Source organism: Rahnella bonaserana (assembly GCF_019049675.1).
Lineage (GTDB): Bacteria > Pseudomonadota > Gammaproteobacteria > Enterobacterales > Enterobacteriaceae > Rahnella > Rahnella bonaserana.
In genome coordinates, this window is the sequence record NZ_JAFMOW010000068.1 from 218,319 (window position 1) to 236,463 (window position 18,145).

An 18,145-nucleotide genomic window follows, 5' to 3' on the forward strand; every position below is an offset into this window, starting at 1 on the left:
CAGCCGTCATAACCGGCATGTTGCCACTGATATTTCTCCCACAAATACCTTCTGTGGGGGTACTGACGGCTTTATGTGCTCTCGCCTGGTTTTTAGCTGGGGGAAAGAAAAAGCTATTAATGGTATCAGCAATCGCATTGATCAGTTTTAGCTGGGGGGCTTTTCAGGGAGGGATCCAGATAGAGCAGATAAATGCATTGCAGGGGATGTCCAGGAATGTGACAGCAACTCTGCAAACCATCAATCTGGGGAATGCCAGCGAACAATCCCAGTTTTTCAAAATTGAAAATCTTGAAGGCCAAAGAGTCTTTCCACCTGTTATGTTCAGGACAAAGTGGCGTGAGGGAGGGGAGAACCTTCGCGCCGGTCAGCGCTGGCAGATGAAAGTCAGCTTGCGTCCTGTTCATAGTCTGCTCAACGAAGGCGGTTTTGACGCGCAACGCTGGGCACTGTCTCAACATGCTCCCCTGACAGCCACAATTCAAAGTGCTGAACTGCTGGATAATAACAGCACCCTTCGTCAGCAATTTATCCAGCGGGTACAGCAGGGGATGCCGCCACTAGAAAATACGCCGGTGTTGGTTGCATTGGCTTTTGGGGAGAAAGGGTTAATTCAGGGACCGGAAAAACTACTGTTGCAGAGAACCGGGATTGCGCATCTGGTGGCAATATCAGGGCTGCATATTGGTATTGCCGCCTTATTCGGCTGGTGGCTGGCGCGTGGTCTGCAATTTGTTATGCCGGCAAGAATGATTGATTATCGCTTCCCGTTATTGGTCAGTTGCACCTTTTTGCTGACCTATACCTGGCTGTCCGGTGGGAATGCACCGGCTTTAAGAGCCGCACTGGCGGTATCAATGTGGCTGATACTTCGTTTTTTTCGTATCCGTTGTCATCCATGGCAAATTTGGCTGTGGGGGACGGCTCTGCTGCTACTTTTAGATCCCATGAAACTGCTATCGGACAGCTTTTGGTTGTCCTGTTTTGCGGTGGCATCGCTGGTTTTTTGGTTCCAGTGGGCGCCGCTTCCAGCACGTTTCAAGCATAGGTGGTATTGGTCATTTTTGCGCTGGGGGCACTTACAGGCAGGCATGACATTCCTTCTGTTACCGATACAAATTGGAATTTTTCACGGGGTTAACGTCTTTTCTTTCCTGGCTAATATGTGGGCGGTTCCGGTTGTTTCACTGATCACCGTCCCCTTAGTTTTGTTCTCCTTACTGGCCAATTTACTGCCGGCTTGCTGGCTGATTAATGCGAAAACTCTTGTCTGGCAACTCAGTGATTCTTCGTTGAGTCTGGCTATGTGGGGGATTAAACCTTTTGCTGTAGGCTGGACTCCGCTTGGTGAGTCGTTTCTGTTGTTAAGCCTTTTGGGATGGCCAGTAATCATTTGCTGGCGCCTCCTCCCTGTTAAACACTCTCTTTCACTAATTTGTTCTTTATGTGCTCTCTCCGTGGCCTGGTTAATCAGGATACCGCCGGAAAGGTGGCGGGTCGATATGCTGGATGTCGGTCATGGTCTTTCCGTGCTGATCAGCAGAAATGGAAAGGGGATTTTGTATGACACCGGCAACCGGTGGGAAGGGGGTTCAGCGGCTGAACAGAATATTATTCCGTTCCTGAATCAGCGAGATATTCAGCTTGAGCAGATAATTATCAGTCACAACGATATGGATCACCGGGGAGGACTGGAGCCCTTACAAACCCGGTATCCCGATGCCCGGCTTCGTGAGAGCTCAATTTCGGGACAGAACCATTTGAAATGCATTGCTGGCGAGCAATTTCGCTGGCAAGGGCTGATGTTCAAGGTGCTGTGGCCTGAGCGACCTGAAGCAGATGCGCGAAACAACGAAAGTTGCGTCATTCGCGTCAGTGAAGGGGCATTTAGTTTGCTGTTGACGGGGGATATAGAAGCGCAAACAGAAAAGGCTCTCATCATGAAATGGCGTCAGGATTTACAGGCGACGGTGTTACAGGTACCCCACCATGGGAGCAACACATCGTCGACTCCACCCTTTCTGCGAACAGTTAAAGCGGTTACGTCGCTCGCTTCTGCTTCCCGCTTCAATAAATGGCATCTTCCTGCTCATAAAGTTGTTAGCAGATACAACAAAGCGCGCTATGACTGGCATTCGACCTCTGTATCCGGCCAGTTGAGCCTGTTCATTTATGACGATTATTGGACAATTAAAGGGTTACGCGATCAATTAAACCCACGTTGGTACCACCGCCAGTTTGGAGTATCAGGAGATAATGAGTAGAATAGACCGCTATTTCTTTCGATGCTGGTTGATATTGCATGATGAACGATAAAGATCTCTCCACATGGCAGACATTCCGTCGCTTGTGGCCGATGATCACACCTTTTAAAGCCGGGCTTATCGCTGCGGCTATTGCGCTGGTCGCTAACGCCGCCAGTGATACTTTCATGCTGTCTTTGCTGAAGCCACTGCTGGATGACGGTTTTGGTAAAGCTGACCGCTCAATTCTTCTCTGGATGCCACTGGTCGTTATCGGTCTGATGGTCGTTCGTGGTATCAGTGGCTACATTTCCAGCTACTGCATTTCCTGGGTGTCGGGCAAAGTAGTAATGCATATGCGTCGCCGTCTGTTCGGTCATATGATGAGAATGCCGGTCGCTTTCTTTGACCAGCAATCTACCGGTACCTTGCTTTCGCGCATTACCTACGATTCAGAACAGGTGGCGTCATCGTCTTCCAGTGCGCTGGTGACCGTGGTACGTGAGGGTGCGTCGATCATTGGTCTGTTTGTCATGATGTTCTACTACAGCTGGCAACTGTCGGTGATCCTCTTAGTGATTGCGCCGATTGTTTCTGTTGTTATTCGTGTGGTGTCTAAACGCTTCCGTAATATCAGTAAGACAATGCAAAACACCATGGGGCAGGTGACAACCAGCGCTGAGCAAATGCTGAAAGGCCATAAAGAAGTATTGATCTTCGGTGGTCAGAAAGTGGAAACCGCGCGTTTTGATAAAGTCAGTAACCGCATGCGTCAGCAAGGTATGCGTATGGTTTCTGCTTCTTCAATCTCGGACCCGATTATCCAGCTGATTGCTTCTCTGGCTCTGGCTTTCGTCTTGTATGCGGCGAGCTTCCCGTCTGTAATGGAAACCCTCAGCGCGGGTACTATTACAGTCGTTTTCTCTTCCATGATTGCCCTGATGCGTCCGCTGAAATCACTGACTAACGTTAACTCTCAGTTCCAGCGCGGTATGGCTGCCTGTCAGACTCTGTTCTCCATTCTGGATATGGAACAGGAAAAAGACGAAGGCAAACTGGAAGTTAAGCGCGTTAAAGGTGACGTGGAATTCAAAAATGTGACTTTCACCTATCCTGGTCGTGATATTCCGGCACTGCGTAATATTTCCTTCGAGCTGCCAGAAGGGAAAACCGTTGCACTGGTGGGACGTTCCGGTTCCGGTAAATCGACCATCGCGAATTTACTGACACGCTTCTATGACATTCAGGAAGGTAAAATCCTGATGGATGGACATGATTTGCGTGAATACACCCTGTCGTCATTGCGCGATCAAGTGGCGCTGGTTTCCCAGAACGTCCATTTATTCAACGACACCATTGCTAACAATATCGCTTACGCCCGAACTGATATGTACTCCCGCGAAGAAATCGAAAAAGCGGCCACTATGGCGTATGCGATGGACTTTATCAGCAAAATGGACAAAGGGCTGGATACCGTCATTGGCGAAAATGGCGTTCTGCTTTCAGGTGGTCAGCGTCAGCGTATTGCCATTGCACGTGCCTTGTTACGTGACTCGCCAGTTCTGATCCTCGATGAAGCAACCTCTGCGCTGGATACTGAGTCTGAGCGCGCAATTCAGGCTGCGCTGGATGAATTGCAGAAAAACCGCACCTCACTGGTTATCGCTCACCGTTTATCGACTATCGAAAAAGCGGATGAAATCCTGGTCATTGAGGATGGTTGTATCGTTGAACGGGGCTCGCACGCGAAACTTCTGGAAGAGCGCGGCGTTTACTCACAACTCTACCGGATGCAATTCGGGCAATGATTGATCGCATCTGGTCAGGGAAATCACCGCTATTTTTATTACTCCTGCCGCTGGCATGGCTTTACGGATTGATTTCGAATCTCATTCGTTTTAGCTATAAAGCCGGGCTGAAAAAAAGCTGGCGGGCCCCGGTGCCCGTGGTGGTAGTCGGGAATCTGACTGCGGGGGGGAACGGGAAAACGCCGGTGGTTATCTGGCTGGTGGAAACGCTGCAACAGCACGGTTTTCGTGTCGGTGTGGTTTCACGCGGGTATGGCGGAAAAGCGGAAAGCTATCCGTTGTTGCTTAGTGAAGAAACATCAACGGCACAAGCGGGTGATGAACCCGTGCTGATTTCTCAGAGAACGGGGGCGCCGGTTGCGGTGTCTCCGGTTCGCTCAGATGCAGTAAAAGCGCTTCTTGCGTCGCATGAGCTCGATGTCATTATTACCGACGATGGGTTGCAACATTATGCTCTTGCGCGTGATGTTGAAATTGTAGTGGTTGATGGCATCCGGCGTTTCGGCAACGGGCACTGGTTGCCAGCGGGACCGATGCGGGAACGTCGTTCACGTTTGCGCTCCGTTGATGCCGTAATCACTAACGGCGGCACGGCGCACTCAGGTGAGCTGGCGATGATTCTGCAGCCTGGAAAAGCCATTAATCTGCTGACCGGTGAGCATCGTGATCCGGCCTCACTACAGAATGTTGTCGCAATGGCAGGGATCGGACATCCACCACGCTTTTTTGCCACGCTGAAACAGCTGGATGTGAACGTGCAAAATGAAGTCGCATTTTCTGATCATCAACCCTATACGCTGGATAAGCTTTCAGGCGTGGCACAATCCGGGCAAGTTCTTCTGATGACGGAAAAAGACGCGGTGAAATGCCGCTCATTTGCTCAGCCCAACTGGTGGTATCTTCCTGTCGACGCAAAGATTGAAGGTGTTCTGGCAGAGAAATTACTGCAAAAAATCAGCGATCTGATACTGAAAAAGATCCGCTGAGTGCGGATTTTTTATTAAAATTCACATTCTGATTTAAAATTTACGTAAATATATACTCTGAAGGTGACTGATTTTAAAGGTTAATATTCAAAATCACTGTTTTCCTAAAAATAATTACGTAAGGTGTCTTGCTATTACACAGTGCTTATGAGTAAATGCGTGCAGCCTGTGTTGCAGCGCTATTTATGTATGAGTGTAGAGTAAAGCAGTTCCTCCCAGACGTTATCTCTTTCCCGATGATTCCGCTTCCAAGACGAACCTTCTAAGTCCTCCCCATAAGTAATTGTCTGAACTATTGGCTAACATTGCCGAATGGCAGGATTTTATATTGAGTTAAAAGGTTTTAAATATGTCTAAGAAAAATGGTCAGGTTAAGTGGTTCAATGAAAGCAAAGGTTTTGGTTTTATTGAGCAAGCTGATGGCGGCAAAGATGTATTCGTACATTTTTCTGCAATCGCAACTGATGGTTTCAAAACTCTGGCTGAAGGCCAGCGTGTAGAATACACCATTCAGGACAGCCCGCGCGGTCCGTCTGCTGCCAACGTTATTGCTCTCTGATAAGAGGCTGACGTGGTGATATAAAAATAACGTGAATCGTGATTTATATCAGCAGAATAAAGCCCGCCCAATGGCGGGTTTTTAGTGTGAAGAAGTCAGTTAGATTTCAATACTAAGCAGTAAAAATAATTGTTAAATAATTCGCTCATTAGAGGTTTTTTATAAAAAAATAACTTAGAAATGGGCAAACGCATCCGAACAATAATAAAAAAGTGTGTTCATGGATGCCCAAAATAAAGGATAGAAATTATGATGTTACAAATGGGTTTAGTTAAATGGTACAACCAGGCAAAAGGCTACGGTTTTATTTGTCCGCTTGATGGTTCTTCTGAAATTTATGTTCAGCGTACCTCCATTGCCAATACCGGAAATAAATCCCTCAGCGCTGGCCAGAAAGTCGAGTTCACTACTTACCGCAGCGTAGCACATGGCCCTTCAGCGGCTGATGTGATTGCGTTCTGAGTCTGGTTTTTTGTTGTTCCCCGTTGAGCTGAATTTTACGCTCCGGTAAAAATATGCTATCGGTATCCACAGTTTACTTGCTGCCATGGATACCGATATGTCTCACCCGGTTATATCTCTTGCTTCAGCCCGCACCCTGCATTTATCTGCGCAAAATCTCCTAAAACCCGTTACCCGGAAACCGTCTGCTGCTGATGTTGTGCAGACCATCCGTGACATGGGATTACTGCAAATAGACACGATCAGCGTGGTGGCACGCAGCCCTTATTTGGTTCTGTTCAGTCGCCTGGGGCAGTATTCCCCGCAATGGCTGGACGAAGCGCTTTCCACCGGAAAAATCTTTGAATATTGGGCGCATGAGGCCTGTTTTATTCCCAGCGAAGATTACGGATTGTTGCGCCACAGGATGCTGAATCCACAGGGAATGGGCTGGAAGTTTTCGCAGGCCTGGTTTGATGAACATCAGTCAGATATTCAGGCATTGCTGGAGCATATTGCAGAAAACGGTCCCGTGCGTTCGGCAGATTTCACCGCAGCTAAAAAATCAGCCAGTGGCTGGTGGGACTGGAAGCCTCATAAAAAGCATCTGGAAACGCTGTTCACTTCAGGAAAACTGATGGTGTCAGAACGGCGTAATTTCCACCGGGTTTACGACCTGTCCGAACGGGTGATGCCTGACTGGGATGATGCCACTCAGACTCTTAAGCAGGAGGCGGCACAATACCAGATGCTACGTCGCTCTGCGCAATATCTGGGTATATTCAAACCGGAATGGCTCGCGGACTACTACCGCCTTAAGCGTGTGAATTCTAAAGCCGTTATTGCACAATTGCTGGCGGATAACGAAATCACACCAGTAGAAGTTACAGGAATTGAAGGTGTTTTTTACGTCCACCAGCAACAGTTATCTCTGCTGCAACAAGCGACAGAATCACCCATCAGCTCAACCGTCACTACGCTGCTTTCACCTTTTGATCCGGTAGTGTGGGATCGCAAACGCGCGTCGGTGCTGTTTAATTTTGAATACCGTATTGAGTGCTATACGCCGGAAGCAAAACGCCAGTACGGCTATTTTACGCTTCCGGTATTACAGCGGGGCGAACTGATTGGACGTGTCGATGCAAAAATGCATCGCAAAGAAAAAATTCTGGAAGTAAAGAGTCTGCATCTTGAACCGCAAATCGCCATCACCGCCCGGCGTGCACAGGATGTTCAGAGCGCAATTACGCGATTTGCGCAGTGGCAGGGAGCTGAAAGGGTATTGACTGGAAATGTACCTGAGGCACTTATGGCGCTCTGGGGCACTGACTGGCCGGTTTGATCCCATTAAAAGTCATCGTGTACGTCATCCCGCAAAATGAAACGGCTGCATCAGGCAGCCGTTATTTCACGATGATTGCAGGTGTCACGACAGTCTTATTGACTGAAGTTAGCGAACATTGCGATGATTTTGTTAATGGTTTTCATTTTCGAGCTCTTATGTGGGGTTGATAGTGTGACTTGCATCACAAAAAAATTGTACTCCCACTAAATCTGCAACGCAATCGCTCCCTGATGAAATTTTTCATTCACATTAGATTAACTTTTAACTGATTCCCGCGGGCGAACAGAGGATTAACGGGTGGCAGGGGTTATGCTATCCTCTGGGACCGCTGTCTTATGTATTCCAATGTTTTTTGCGGTACACCTTGCTCAACACGCAGTGTATTCGCCTCCGGGAGGAACTTATGGATCATCGTTTACTTGAAATCGTTGCGTGCCCTGTTTGCAACGGCAAGCTCTACTTTAATAAAGAATCACAGGAACTGGTATGTAAGGCAGACAGTTTGGCTTATCCGGTCCGTGACGGTATCCCTGTATTATTAGAAAATGAAGCCCGTCCGCTTTCTGTAGATGAGACGCATCCATGAGTTTTATTGCCATTATTCCGGCCCGTTTTGGGTCAAGCCGTTTGCCGGGTAAGCCGCTGGCGGATATTAACGGTAAACCGATGGTTGTGCATGTGATGGAGCGCGCCCTTGAGTCCGGGGCAAAAAGAGTGATTGTTGCGACGGATCACCCCGATGTGGCGAAAGCCGTCGAAGCGGCAGGTGGCGAAGTCTGCCTGACCCGTCCTGACCATGAATCCGGCACGGAACGTCTGGCTGAAGTGATTGAGTTATGCCAGTTTGCCGATGATGAAATCATTGTGAATGTGCAGGGTGATGAGCCCCTGATCCCGCCGGTCATCATCCGCCAGGTGGCAGATAATCTGGCAAATAGCGAAGCCGGCATGGCGACGCTGGCCGTGCCTATTGAAACGGCGGAAGAGGCGTTTAACCCAAATGCTGTTAAAGTTGTGCGCGATGCAAAAGGCTACGCCATGTATTTCTCACGCGCGACCATTCCATGGGAACGTGAGCGTTTTGCCGTTTCTAAGGAAACCGTTGGAGATACTTTCCTTCGCCACATCGGCATTTATGCTTATCGCGCAGGGTTTATCCGCCAGTATGTAAAATGGGAACCGAGCCAGCTTGAGCATATCGAACTGCTAGAACAGCTGCGGGTACTGTGGTACGGTGAAAAAATTCACGTTGATGTGGCGAAAGCCATTCCGTCCGTGGGTGTGGATACGGCAGAAGATTTAGAACGCGTGCGTGCAATCCTGAGCCATAAATAAAGATCCCGAGCCATAAATAATAAGGCGGAATGTCCCGGCATTCCGTTTCTTCATTTCATACTTTCCCCGATTTTTGCGCGACATCTTCCTTTTTCTGCCCCCATTATCCGGTTTTTGTTTGATCTGAAACGGGGTATTCCGTTACCGAAGCTTTCATCATGAACGTTAACTTTTTCGTCACTGCGAATACGTTATGGAACAGCTAAAAGCCGAATTGAGTATTGTGTTGGGCGAGCGTTTGTCCCGACTGGAATGTGTGAGTGAGCAGCCTTATGCCCATCTTTTTTCCCTTTATGATGAGCAGGGTTACGCCATGCCTTTGCTGGCGAAAAGTTTTATTTGTCAGGGTATCGCCGGCCAGGAAGCCTATAAACTATCGATGCTGGCGAGAGAAGGTGTGGTACGGGTTCCGACGGTCTACGGCATGGTAACCACTCACCAGAAACCTTATCAGGAAATCCTGCTCATAGAGCGTCTGCGCGGTGTTTCTGCGGAAGCCCCGACGCGTTCGCCGGAACGCTGGAAAATATTGCAGGAGCAAATTGTTGAAGCGATGCTTGCCTGGCACCGCATCGACAGTCACGGCTGCGTCGGTTCTGTTGACAGCACACAGGAAAATCGTTGGGAAAACTGGTATCCGCAAAGAATAGAAGTGCTGTGGGCAACGTTAACGAATTTACAGGCGCCTGAGCTGACGCCGGAAGACCGCACGTTGCTGTTTCGTTCCCGAATCTGTATCCCCGCGCTGTTTAAAGATTTTGACGACACGCCGGTGCTGGTTCACGGCAATCTGTCGTTACGCAGTATGCTCAAAGATCCGCGCAGCGATCAGTTACTGGCGATGATCAATCCGGGGCCGGTACTGTGGGCACCGCGTGAGTTTGATTTATTCCGCCTGTGGGAAAAAGGAATGAGCGAGCAGTTGCTGTTCGGCTATCTGCAAAAAGCGCCGGTTTCGGAAAGTTTCCTTGCCCGCCGCTGGATGTATCTGGTGTGGGAGTCCGTTGCGCACATGATCCACACCGGCAAACTTGATCGCCGCCAGTTTGATTTTGCACGGCAACAGCTGCTGCCGTGGCTGAACTGAACTACTGCGTTACGGGCGCGGGTGATGTCATCCATTGCCATAAGCGCCCCAGTGTTTCGTACCACGCTCGCTCGCTGTGCGATAAGTACAAGGCCTGCGGCAGGGCCCGTTCCCACGGATTAAGCGGGGAATCTATCGCCAACTGATTCGCCGGTGCGGGAATCGGATGCAATCCCTGCTGCCGGAAAAACACCATCGCCCGGGGCAAATGATTCGCTGACGTTACCAGCACGAAAGGCTGATCAGCGATCAGTGCTTTCACTTCCTGCGCTTCCTGATGCGTATCTCTGGGTTTATCGAGCAGGATAATATCGCTTTCAGGCACCCCTAAACTTTGCGCCACTTTTCCCGCTACCGCGGCGCTGCTGACCGGATTCGTCATCGCCTGCGCACCGGTAAAAATCATTTTTGAACCCGGATTTGCGCGGTAAATCCGGATACCTTCCGTCACACGTGGCAGACTGTTGTTGATGAGATTAGAACTCGGTGCCCAGTCCGGGTTGTAGGTATAACCGCCTCCCAAAACCACCACAAATTTAACCGGCGTATGTGCCGGTGTCTGATAAGTCTGATACCCGGATTCTATCGGGCGCAGCAGACTGTCCGCGACCGGCTGTACACTCAGCAGCAGTAACAGCAACCAACTCAGTAAAAAAAACACTTTTCCGGTTTTTTGCCAGCGGGTCATCCACAACAAAACCAGTGCAACCGCCATGATAACCAGAATAAAGGGTAACGGTAATAACAGGCCACCGAAGGTTTTTTTTAGGATAAATAACATCAGAAACCGGTCCTTTTGGGTGAAAAAACGACATCCGGGCATGAATCGGCGTCAGGATGATTTATTCTATGCCAGCATGTGCCAAAATAGCAGGTCGCGCAGATAAACCCTTTAACAGATTGCACCATCAGGAACAGGTATCTCTTCATGCAGGATCGTAACTTCGACGATATGGCGGAAAAATTTTCGCGCAATATCTACGGCACAACTAAGGGACGTATCCGTCAGGCTGTGTTGGGTCAGGATCTGCAAGAATTGCTACAAACGCTGCCGCAGCGGCCATTACGTATTCTCGATGCGGGTGGCGGTGAAGGGCAAATGGCCTGTGAACTTGCCGCTTTAGGACATCAGGTCTTGTTGTGCGATCTCTCCGGTGAGATGATCCGGCGCGCCGAGGCCGCGGCGGTGGAAAAAGGTGTGAGCGGTAACATGCAATTTGTACAATGTCCGGCTCAGCATATCGCAGAACATTTGGAACAGCCGGTTGATCTGATATTGTTCCATGCGGTCATTGAATGGCTGGCAGAACCTCGTCAGGCACTTGCCGCGCTGGTCGATTGTCTGGCACCGGGTGGCGCATTATCGTTGATGTTTTACAATATTCACGGTCTGGTCATGCGGCATATGATCCTCGGCAACTTCGGTCATGTCGAAGCGGGTGTGCCAAAAATCAAAAAAAGCTCCCTGTTACCCGATCATCCGCTGGAACCTGCGCAGGTTTATCAGTGGCTGGAAGAACTGGGAATGCAGATAAGCGGCAAGACCGGTGTTAGAGTGTTCCACGATTATTTGCGAAACAGACAACAACATAAGCAGGATTTTGACGAGCTTTTGGCACTGGAGCAGCGTTATTGCCGTCAGGAACCTTTTGTTAGTTTGGGACGCTACATCCATGTGATGGCGCACAAACCCATTCTGAAGGACGAATTATGAGTGAATTTTCCCAGACTGTACCCGAACTGGTCGCCTGGGCACGGAAAAATGATTTCTCAATTTCGCTGCCAACGGAGCGGCTGGCTTTTCTTCTGGCGATTGCCACGTTAAACAGCGAGCGCCTTGACGGGGAAATGAGTGAGGGTGAACTGGTCGATGCGTTTCGTCATGTCAGCAAAGGATTTGAGCAGACTAACGAAACCATTACCCTACGTGCCAATAACGCCATCAATGACATGGTGCGTCAGCGCTTGCTCAACCGTTTTGTCAGTGAAATGGCAGACGGTAATGCCATTTATCGCCTGACTCCGCTGGCGATCGGCATTTCAGATTACTATATCCGCCAGCGTGAATTTTCCACGTTGCGGTTGTCTATGCAGTTATCGATTGTTGCGCAGGAACTCAAACGCGCGGCTGATGCGGCAGAAGAGGGCGGCGATGATTTCCACTGGCATCGCAATGTCTACGCGCCGCTGAAATATTCCGTTGCTGAGATTTTTGACAGCATCGACATGACCCAGCGCATCATGGACGAACAGCAGCAGGGCGTAAAAGACGACATCGCCGCACTGCTGAATAAAGACTGGCGCGCGGCCATTTCCAGCTGTGAAATCCTTCTGTCAGAAACCTCCGGCACGCTGCGTGAATTACAAGATACGCTTGAAGCCGCCGGTAACCTGTTGCAGGCGCATCTGATGCGCATTCAGGATGCCACGATGGCCGGGCTCGATTTGAGCTTTGTCGACAAACTGGTGTTCGACTTACAGAACAAACTTGACCGCATTACCAGCTGGGGTCAGCAGGCCATTGACCTGTGGATTGGTTACGACCGCCATGTGCATAAATTTATCCGTACTGCGATTGATATGGATAAAAACCGGGTATTCGCACAACGTCTGCGTCAGTCGGTGCAAAACTACTTTGATCAGCCGTGGACGCTCACCTTTGCTAATGCCGATCGTCTGCTGGATATGCGTGACGAAGAGCTGGCACTGCGCAGCGAAGAAGTTACCGGTGAACTTCCGCCAGATCTCGAGTTTGAAGAATTTAACGAAATCCGCGAACAACTTGCGGCATTGATTGAACAGGCATTACAGGTTTATCAGCAACAAAAAACGCCGCTCAATCTGGGCATGGTAATGCGCGAATACCTTAAGCAGTATCCGCGTGCCCGACACTTTGATGTCGCGCGAATTGTGGTCGACCAGGCGGTACGCCTTGGTGTGGCTGAAGCAGATTTTTCAGGGTTGCATGCCGAATGGCAGGCAATCAATGATTACGGAGCCAAGGTGCAGGCCCATGTCATCGACAAATATTGAACACATAATGCCAGCTAAGCTGGCGCAGGCACTGGCGAATTCAGTGTTTCCTGCTCTCGACAGCCAGCTGCGTTCTGGCCGTCATATCGGCATTGATGAACTGGATAACCACGCTTTCCTGATGGACTATCAGGAAGAAATGGAACTGTTTTACAGCCGCTACAACGTGGAATTAATCCGGGCACCGGAAGGCTTCTTCTATCTTCGCCCGCGTTCCACCACGCTTATCCCGCGTTCCGTGCTCTCTGAACTGGACATGATGGTCGGGAAAATTCTCTGCTATTTGTATCTCAGCCCGGAACGTCTGGCGCATGAGGGGATTTTTACCCAGCAGGAACTTTATGACGAATTACTGAGCCTGGCAGACGAAAGTAAATTACTGAAATACGTCAACCAGCGCTCAACCGGCTCCGATTTGGATCGCCAGAAGTTGCAGGATAAAGTCCGCACGTCACTGAACCGCCTGCGCCGTCTGGGCATGGTGTATTTCATGGGCGTCGACAGCAGCAAATTCCGTATCACCGAAGCGGTATTTCGTTTTGGCGCGGATGTCCGCAGCGGCGATGACGCGCGTGAAGCTCAGTTGCGGATGATCCGCGATGGCGAAGCGATGCCAGTCGACAACGCGTTGTCCTTGAACGACGAAAATGAAGACGGCGAACCGCTGGCAGGGCAGCAAGGGCATGAAAGCGCAGAGGATGAACAGGAATGATTGAACGCGGTAAATTTCGCTCACTGACGCTGGTTAACTGGAACGGGTTCTTTGCCCGTACATTTGACCTCGATTCACTGGTCACCACGCTGTCCGGCGGTAACGGGGCGGGTAAATCCACCACCATGGCCGCTTTTGTCACGGCGCTGATCCCTGATCTGACGTTGCTGCATTTTCGTAATACCACCGAGGCGGGGGCGACCTCCGGCTCACGCGACAAAGGTCTGCACGGTAAACTGCGCGCCGGTGTCTGTTATTCCGTTCTTGATGTGGTGAACTCCCGTCATCAGCGCATCGTTGTGGGTGTTCGTCTACAGCAGGTTGCGGGTCGTGACCGTAAAGTCGATATCAAACCTTTCACTATTCAGGGCTTGCCGGTTGCGGTGAACCCGACAGAGATGTTGACGGAAACAGTTGGCGAGCGTCAGGCGCGCGTGCTGCCTTTGCAGGAACTGAAAGACCGCGTTGAAGCAATGGAAGGCGTTCAGTTCAAGCAGTTCAACTCGATTACTGATTACCATGCGCTGATGTTTGATCTGGGTGTGATCCCGCGTCGTCTGCGTTCAGCGTCTGATCGCAGTAAATTCTATCGTCTGATCGAAGCCTCTTTGTACGGCGGTATTTCCAGCGCCATCACCCGCTCTCTGCGCGACTACCTGTTGCCGGAAAACAGCGGTGTGCGTAAAGCCTTCCAGGATATGGAAGCCGCGCTGCGTGAAAACCGTATGACGCTCGAAGCGATCCGCGTAACGCAATCTGACCGTGACCTGTTTAAGCATCTGATTTCTGAAGCAACGTCCTACGTGGCCGCTGACTATATGCGTCACGCCAATGAACGCCGCATTCATCTCGATGGCGCGCTGGTGCTGCGTAACGAATTGCTGACCAGCCGCAAACAATTGTCCAGCGAACAATATCGTCATGTTGAAATGGCGCGTGAACTGGCCGAGCAAAGCGGTGCGCAAAGTGACCTGGAAACCGATTATCAGGCGGCCAGTGACCATCTGAGTCTGGTTCAGACCGCGATGCGTCAGCAGGAAAAAATCGAGCGTTACGAAAGTGACCTTGAAGAGCTGACGTACCGTCTGGAAGAACAGAACGAAGTCGTGGCCGAAGCCAGCGAGCAGCACGCAGAACATGAAGCGCGTGCTGAAGCGGCTGAACTCGAAGTGGACGAACTGAAAAGCCAGCTGGCTGATTACCAGCAGGCGCTGGATGTTCAGCAAACCCGTGCGATCCAGTATCAACAAGCCTTACAGGCCATTGAACGTGCGCGAGAGCTGTGTCAGATCCCTGATCTGAGTATTCAGAACAGTGAAGAATGGCTTGAAACATTCCAGATTAAAGAACAGGAAGCCACTGAAATCCTGCTGATGCTGGAACAGAAAATGAGCGTGGCGTCTGCCGCTCATAATCAGTTCGAAAACGCCTATCAGCTGGTGGTGAAAATCGCCGGTGAAGTGAGCCGCAGTGATGCCTGGCAGACTGCACGTGAATTACTGCGTGACTGGTCTTCTCAGCAGCATCAGGCAGAGCGCGTTGAACCGTTGCGCATGCGTTTGTCTGAGCTGGAAGGCCGTCTGCGTGAACAGCAGGATGCAGAACGTCAGTTGCAGGAATTCTGCAAACGTACCGGACAGGATGTGCATCCGGAAGATCTGGACGAAATGCAGCGCGAGCTGGAAGTGCAGATCGAAGAATTGCAGGGTGTTGTGTCGCAGGCAGGTGAACGTCGCATGGAAATGCGTCAGGAACTCGAGCAGGTTCAGTCGCGTATTCGCGAACTGACCGCCCGTGCGCCGGTCTGGTTAGCTGCGCAGGAGGCGCTCAGCCAGCTAAGCGAGCAAAGTAAAGAACCGCTGGAAAGCAGCCAGCAGGTTACCGAATACATGCAGCAGTTGCTGGAAACGGAACGCGAAACCACGGTTGAGCGTGACGAAGTATCTGCCCGTAAACGTCGCATTGAAGGCCAGATAACCCGCCTCAGTCAGCCAAGCGGTGCAGAAGATTCCCGCATGATCGCGCTGGCAGAACGCTTTGGTGGCGTACTGTTATCTGAAATTTATGATGACGTAACCATCGATGATGCGCCTTACTTCTCCGCGTTGTATGGTCCGTCACGCCACGCGATTGTCGTACCAGATTTGTCCCTGATCCGCGATCAGCTCGACGGGCTGGATGATTGTCCTGAAGATCTCTATCTGATCGAAGGGGATCCGCAATCATTCGATGACAACGTGTTTGAAGTGGAAGAAATGCAGGGCGCAGTCCTGGTGAAAACCGGTGACCGCCAGTGGCGCTATTCTCACTTCCCGCAGGTACCTTTGTTCGGTCGTGCGGCGCGTGAAAACCGGCTTGAAACGCTGCATAAAGAACGCGAAAACCTTTCTGAGCGCTACGCGACGCTGTCGTTTGATGTTCAGAAAATTCAGCGTGCGCATCAGGCATTCAGTCGCTTCATCGGCAGCCATCTGGCTGTAGCGTTTGATGCCGATCCGGAAGCGGAAATCCGCACCCTGAGCGGACGTCGTGGCGAACTGGAACGTGCCATCAATGCACATGAAGGCCAGAATCAGCAACAGCGTCAGCAATACGAGCAGGCGAAAGACGCTATCGGCATGCTCAATAAATTGCAGCCGCGCGTAGGTTTGCTGTGCGACGAAACGCTGATCGACCGTGTGGAAGAAATCCGCGAAGAAATGGAAGAGGCGCAGGATGCTGCCCGTTTCATTCAGCAACACGGTGTGTCGCTGGCTAAGCTGGAACCGCTGGTTTCAGTGCTGCAAAGTGACCCGGAACAGCACGAGCAGCTGAAAGAAGATTATGCACAGGCGCAGCATTCGCAGCGTCTGGCGAAGCAGCAGGCATTTGCCCTGACCGAAGTGGTGCAGCGCCGCGCGCACTTTAGCTATACCGACTCTGCCGGCATGCTGAATGAAAACAGCGACCTGAACGACAAACTGCGTCAGCGTCTGGAACATGCGGAAGCAGAACGTACGCGTGCCCGCGAGCAGATGCGTCAGCATCAGACTCAGCTGACTCAGTACAGTCAGGTTCTGGCCTCGCTGAAAAGTTCGTTCGATGCCAAACGCGACATGCTCAAAGAGCTGAGCCAGGAATTGCAGGATATCGGCGTTCAGGCCGATGCGAATGCCGAAGCGCGTGCCAAAACTCGTCGTGATGAACTGCATACTGCATTGAGCACTAACCGCGCCCGTTGCAACCAGCTGGAAAAACAGATCACCTTCTGCGAAGCAGAAATGGATAATCTGCAGAAAAAGCTGCGTAAGCTTGAGCGCGATTACCACCAGAGCCGTGAGCAGGTGGTGTCCTCGAAAGCGGGCTGGTGTGCGGTCATGCGTCTGGTGAAAGATAACGGCGTTGAGCGTCGTCTTCACCGCCGTGAGCTGGCTTATATGGATGGTGACGAACTGCGTTCGATGTCGGATAAAGCGTTGGGTGCGCTGCGTCTGGCGGTGTCTGATAATGAACACCTGCGCGACGTGCTGCGTCTTTCAGAAGATCCGAAACGTCCGGAGCGCAAAATCCAGTTCTATATTGCCGTGTATCAGCATCTGCGTGAACGTATTCGTCAGGATATTATCCGCACCGACGATCCGGTCGAAGCCATCGAACAGATGGAAATCGAGCTGGGCCGACTGACTGAAGAACTGACCGCCCGCGAACAGCAACTGGCCATCAGTTCTAAAAGTGTAGCGAACATCATCCGCAAAACCATACAGCGCGAGCAGAACCGTATCCGTCAGCTGAACCAGGGGCTGCAGGCCGTGGCGTTTGGTCAGGTGAAAAGTGTGCGTCTGAACGTGAATGTGCGTGAAGCACATGCGGGCCTGCTGGATGTTCTTTCTGAACAGCAGGAACAGCATCAGGACCTGTTCAGCAGTAACCGTCTGACCTTCTCGGAAGCGCTGGCCAAACTGTATCAGCGTCTGAATCCGCAGATTGATATGGGTCAGCGTACGCCACAAACTATCGGTGAAGAACTGCTGGATTACCGCAACTACCTGGAAATGGAAGTAGAAGTAAACCGTGGTTCAGACGGCTGGCTGCGTGCGGAAAGTGGCGCGCTGTCGACTGGTGAAGCGATCGGTACCGGTATGTCGATTCTGGTGATGGTTGTTCAGAGCTGGGAAGATGAGTCGAGCCGTATGCGTGGCAAAGATATTTCGCCATGTCGTCTGCTGTTCCTTGATGAAGCTGCGCGTCTGGATGCGAAATCCATCGCCACGCTGTTCGAGCTGTGCGACCGTCTGGAAATGCAGCTGATTATCGCTGCGCCAGAAAACATCAGCCCGGAAAAAGGGACGACGTACAAACTGGTGCGTAAAGTGTTTGGCAATAATGAACATGTGCATGTGGTGGGGTTACGTGGTTTTGCCGCAGAACTTCCTGCACTGGCCAATTCGGAAGCTGACGTTTCCTGATTACCTTCAGAATATGATCCTGCCCCGGCTTATGTCGGGGCTTTTTATTGGCTTTTTCCTCGTTATGTCTGTCATGACTCTGTCTTAAAGCATCTTAAGATTTCACGTTAATCGGTTCATTCATCGGATATTTCTCTGAAAATTTCTTCAT

Annotated in this window: 14 protein-coding genes; 13 read left to right on the forward strand and 1 reads right to left on the reverse strand. The window is 50.8% G+C overall.

Annotation, left to right across the window (positions count from 1 at the left end; translation table 11 throughout):
• Positions 1-17: 17 nt before the first annotated feature.
• The 9 genes from J1778_RS22645 (at position 18) to J1778_RS22685 (ending at position 9,804) form a co-directional block, all read left to right on the forward strand.
• A complete protein-coding gene (locus J1778_RS22645) occupies positions 18-2,264 on the forward strand; it encodes a DNA internalization-related competence protein ComEC/Rec2 (protein ID WP_217175070.1) in 2,247 nt (748 codons plus the stop codon).
• A 38-nt stretch (positions 2,265-2,302) separates the two neighbouring features.
• Complete coding sequence (gene msbA / locus J1778_RS22650; RefSeq protein ID WP_217175071.1) at positions 2,303-4,051, forward strand: lipid A ABC transporter ATP-binding protein/permease MsbA; 1,749 nt, start codon at positions 2,303-2,305, stop codon at positions 4,049-4,051.
• The gene (gene lpxK / locus J1778_RS22655) at positions 4,048-5,037 is read left to right on the forward strand and encodes a tetraacyldisaccharide 4'-kinase (protein ID WP_217175072.1); all 990 of its coding nucleotides are present in this window, start codon (positions 4,048-4,050) and stop codon (positions 5,035-5,037) included. The genes msbA and lpxK overlap by 4 nt, the downstream gene beginning before the upstream one ends.
• Positions 5,038-5,386: 349 nt before the next feature.
• Positions 5,387-5,596 (forward strand): transcription antiterminator/RNA stability regulator CspE, encoded by a 210-nt coding sequence (cspE, locus tag J1778_RS22660; protein WP_217175073.1) that lies wholly within the window; start codon positions 5,387-5,389, stop codon positions 5,594-5,596.
• 249 nt (positions 5,597-5,845) lie between these two features.
• The gene (locus J1778_RS22665; RefSeq protein WP_112287352.1) at positions 5,846-6,058 is read left to right on the forward strand and encodes a cold-shock protein; all 213 of its coding nucleotides are present in this window, start codon (positions 5,846-5,848) and stop codon (positions 6,056-6,058) included.
• Between the two features lie 97 nt (positions 6,059-6,155).
• Positions 6,156-7,379 carry a winged helix-turn-helix domain-containing protein gene (locus J1778_RS22670; RefSeq protein ID WP_217175074.1) on the forward strand — a complete coding sequence of 408 codons (1,224 nt, stop codon included), beginning with the start codon at positions 6,156-6,158 and terminating at the stop codon, positions 7,377-7,379.
• A gap of 406 nt (positions 7,380-7,785) precedes the next feature.
• Positions 7,786-7,968, forward strand: a complete 183-nt coding sequence (locus tag J1778_RS22675) for a Trm112 family protein (RefSeq protein ID WP_056771818.1) — start codon at positions 7,786-7,788, stop codon at positions 7,966-7,968.
• Complete coding sequence (kdsB, locus tag J1778_RS22680; protein WP_217175075.1) at positions 7,965-8,717, forward strand: 3-deoxy-manno-octulosonate cytidylyltransferase; 753 nt, start codon at positions 7,965-7,967, stop codon at positions 8,715-8,717. The genes J1778_RS22675 and kdsB overlap by 4 nt, the downstream gene beginning before the upstream one ends.
• Before the next feature lie 193 nt (positions 8,718-8,910).
• Entirely contained in the window at positions 8,911-9,804 is an 894-nt protein-coding gene (locus tag J1778_RS22685) for a YcbJ family phosphotransferase (protein WP_217175076.1), read from the forward strand.
• A 1-nt stretch (position 9,805) separates the two neighbouring features.
• Here J1778_RS22685 and elyC read toward each other — a convergent pair whose 3' ends face one another.
• Positions 9,806-10,585, reverse strand: coding sequence for an envelope biogenesis factor ElyC (gene elyC, locus J1778_RS22690; protein ID WP_217175077.1), 780 nt, complete (start codon positions 10,583-10,585; stop codon positions 9,806-9,808).
• 147 nt (positions 10,586-10,732) lie between these two features.
• Here elyC and cmoM point away from each other — a divergent pair, with 147 nt between their 5' ends.
• From cmoM to mukB, 4 genes are read left to right on the forward strand one after another with little or no spacing between them, the layout of a single operon-like run.
• On the forward strand, positions 10,733-11,518 hold the full coding sequence (gene cmoM, locus J1778_RS22695; RefSeq protein WP_132965315.1) for a tRNA uridine 5-oxyacetic acid(34) methyltransferase CmoM: 786 nt from the start codon (positions 10,733-10,735) through the stop codon (positions 11,516-11,518).
• Positions 11,515-12,837 (forward strand): chromosome partition protein MukF, encoded by a 1,323-nt coding sequence (gene mukF / locus J1778_RS22700; protein WP_217175078.1) that lies wholly within the window; start codon positions 11,515-11,517, stop codon positions 12,835-12,837. Before cmoM ends, mukF begins: the two co-directional genes overlap by 4 nt.
• Positions 12,818-13,549 (forward strand): chromosome partition protein MukE, encoded by a 732-nt coding sequence (gene mukE / locus J1778_RS22705; RefSeq protein WP_217175079.1) that lies wholly within the window; start codon positions 12,818-12,820, stop codon positions 13,547-13,549. The genes mukF and mukE overlap by 20 nt, the downstream gene beginning before the upstream one ends.
• On the forward strand, positions 13,546-17,994 hold the full coding sequence (gene mukB / locus J1778_RS22710; RefSeq protein WP_217175080.1) for a chromosome partition protein MukB: 4,449 nt from the start codon (positions 13,546-13,548) through the stop codon (positions 17,992-17,994). The genes mukE and mukB overlap by 4 nt, the downstream gene beginning before the upstream one ends.
• The last annotated feature ends 151 nt before the right edge of the window (positions 17,995-18,145 follow it).

Excerpts from the sequence above, each read along its gene's own strand:
- cspE (WP_217175073.1), top strand. The coding sequence starts at position 5,387 with ATGTCTAAGAAAAATGGTCAGGTTAAGTGGTTCAATGAAAGCAAAGGT.
- J1778_RS22685 (WP_217175076.1), top strand. The coding sequence starts at position 8,911 with ATGGAACAGCTAAAAGCCGAATTGAGTATTGTGTTGGGCGAGCGTTTG.
- msbA (WP_217175071.1), top strand. The coding sequence starts at position 2,303 with ATGATGAACGATAAAGATCTCTCCACATGGCAGACATTCCGTCGCTTG.
- mukB (WP_217175080.1), top strand. The coding sequence starts at position 13,546 with ATGATTGAACGCGGTAAATTTCGCTCACTGACGCTGGTTAACTGGAAC.
- J1778_RS22670 (WP_217175074.1), top strand. The coding sequence starts at position 6,156 with ATGTCTCACCCGGTTATATCTCTTGCTTCAGCCCGCACCCTGCATTTA.
- kdsB (WP_217175075.1), top strand. The coding sequence starts at position 7,965 with ATGAGTTTTATTGCCATTATTCCGGCCCGTTTTGGGTCAAGCCGTTTG.
- cmoM (WP_132965315.1), top strand. The coding sequence starts at position 10,733 with ATGCAGGATCGTAACTTCGACGATATGGCGGAAAAATTTTCGCGCAAT.
- J1778_RS22675 (WP_056771818.1), top strand. The coding sequence starts at position 7,786 with ATGGATCATCGTTTACTTGAAATCGTTGCGTGCCCTGTTTGCAACGGC.
- mukF (WP_217175078.1), top strand. The coding sequence starts at position 11,515 with ATGAGTGAATTTTCCCAGACTGTACCCGAACTGGTCGCCTGGGCACGG.
- elyC (WP_217175077.1), bottom strand. The coding sequence starts at position 10,585 with ATGTTATTTATCCTAAAAAAAACCTTCGGTGGCCTGTTATTACCGTTA.
- mukE (WP_217175079.1), top strand. The coding sequence starts at position 12,818 with ATGTCATCGACAAATATTGAACACATAATGCCAGCTAAGCTGGCGCAG.
- J1778_RS22645 (WP_217175070.1), top strand. The coding sequence starts at position 18 with ATGTTGCCACTGATATTTCTCCCACAAATACCTTCTGTGGGGGTACTG.
- J1778_RS22665 (WP_112287352.1), top strand. The coding sequence starts at position 5,846 with ATGATGTTACAAATGGGTTTAGTTAAATGGTACAACCAGGCAAAAGGC.
- lpxK (WP_217175072.1), top strand. The coding sequence starts at position 4,048 with ATGATTGATCGCATCTGGTCAGGGAAATCACCGCTATTTTTATTACTC.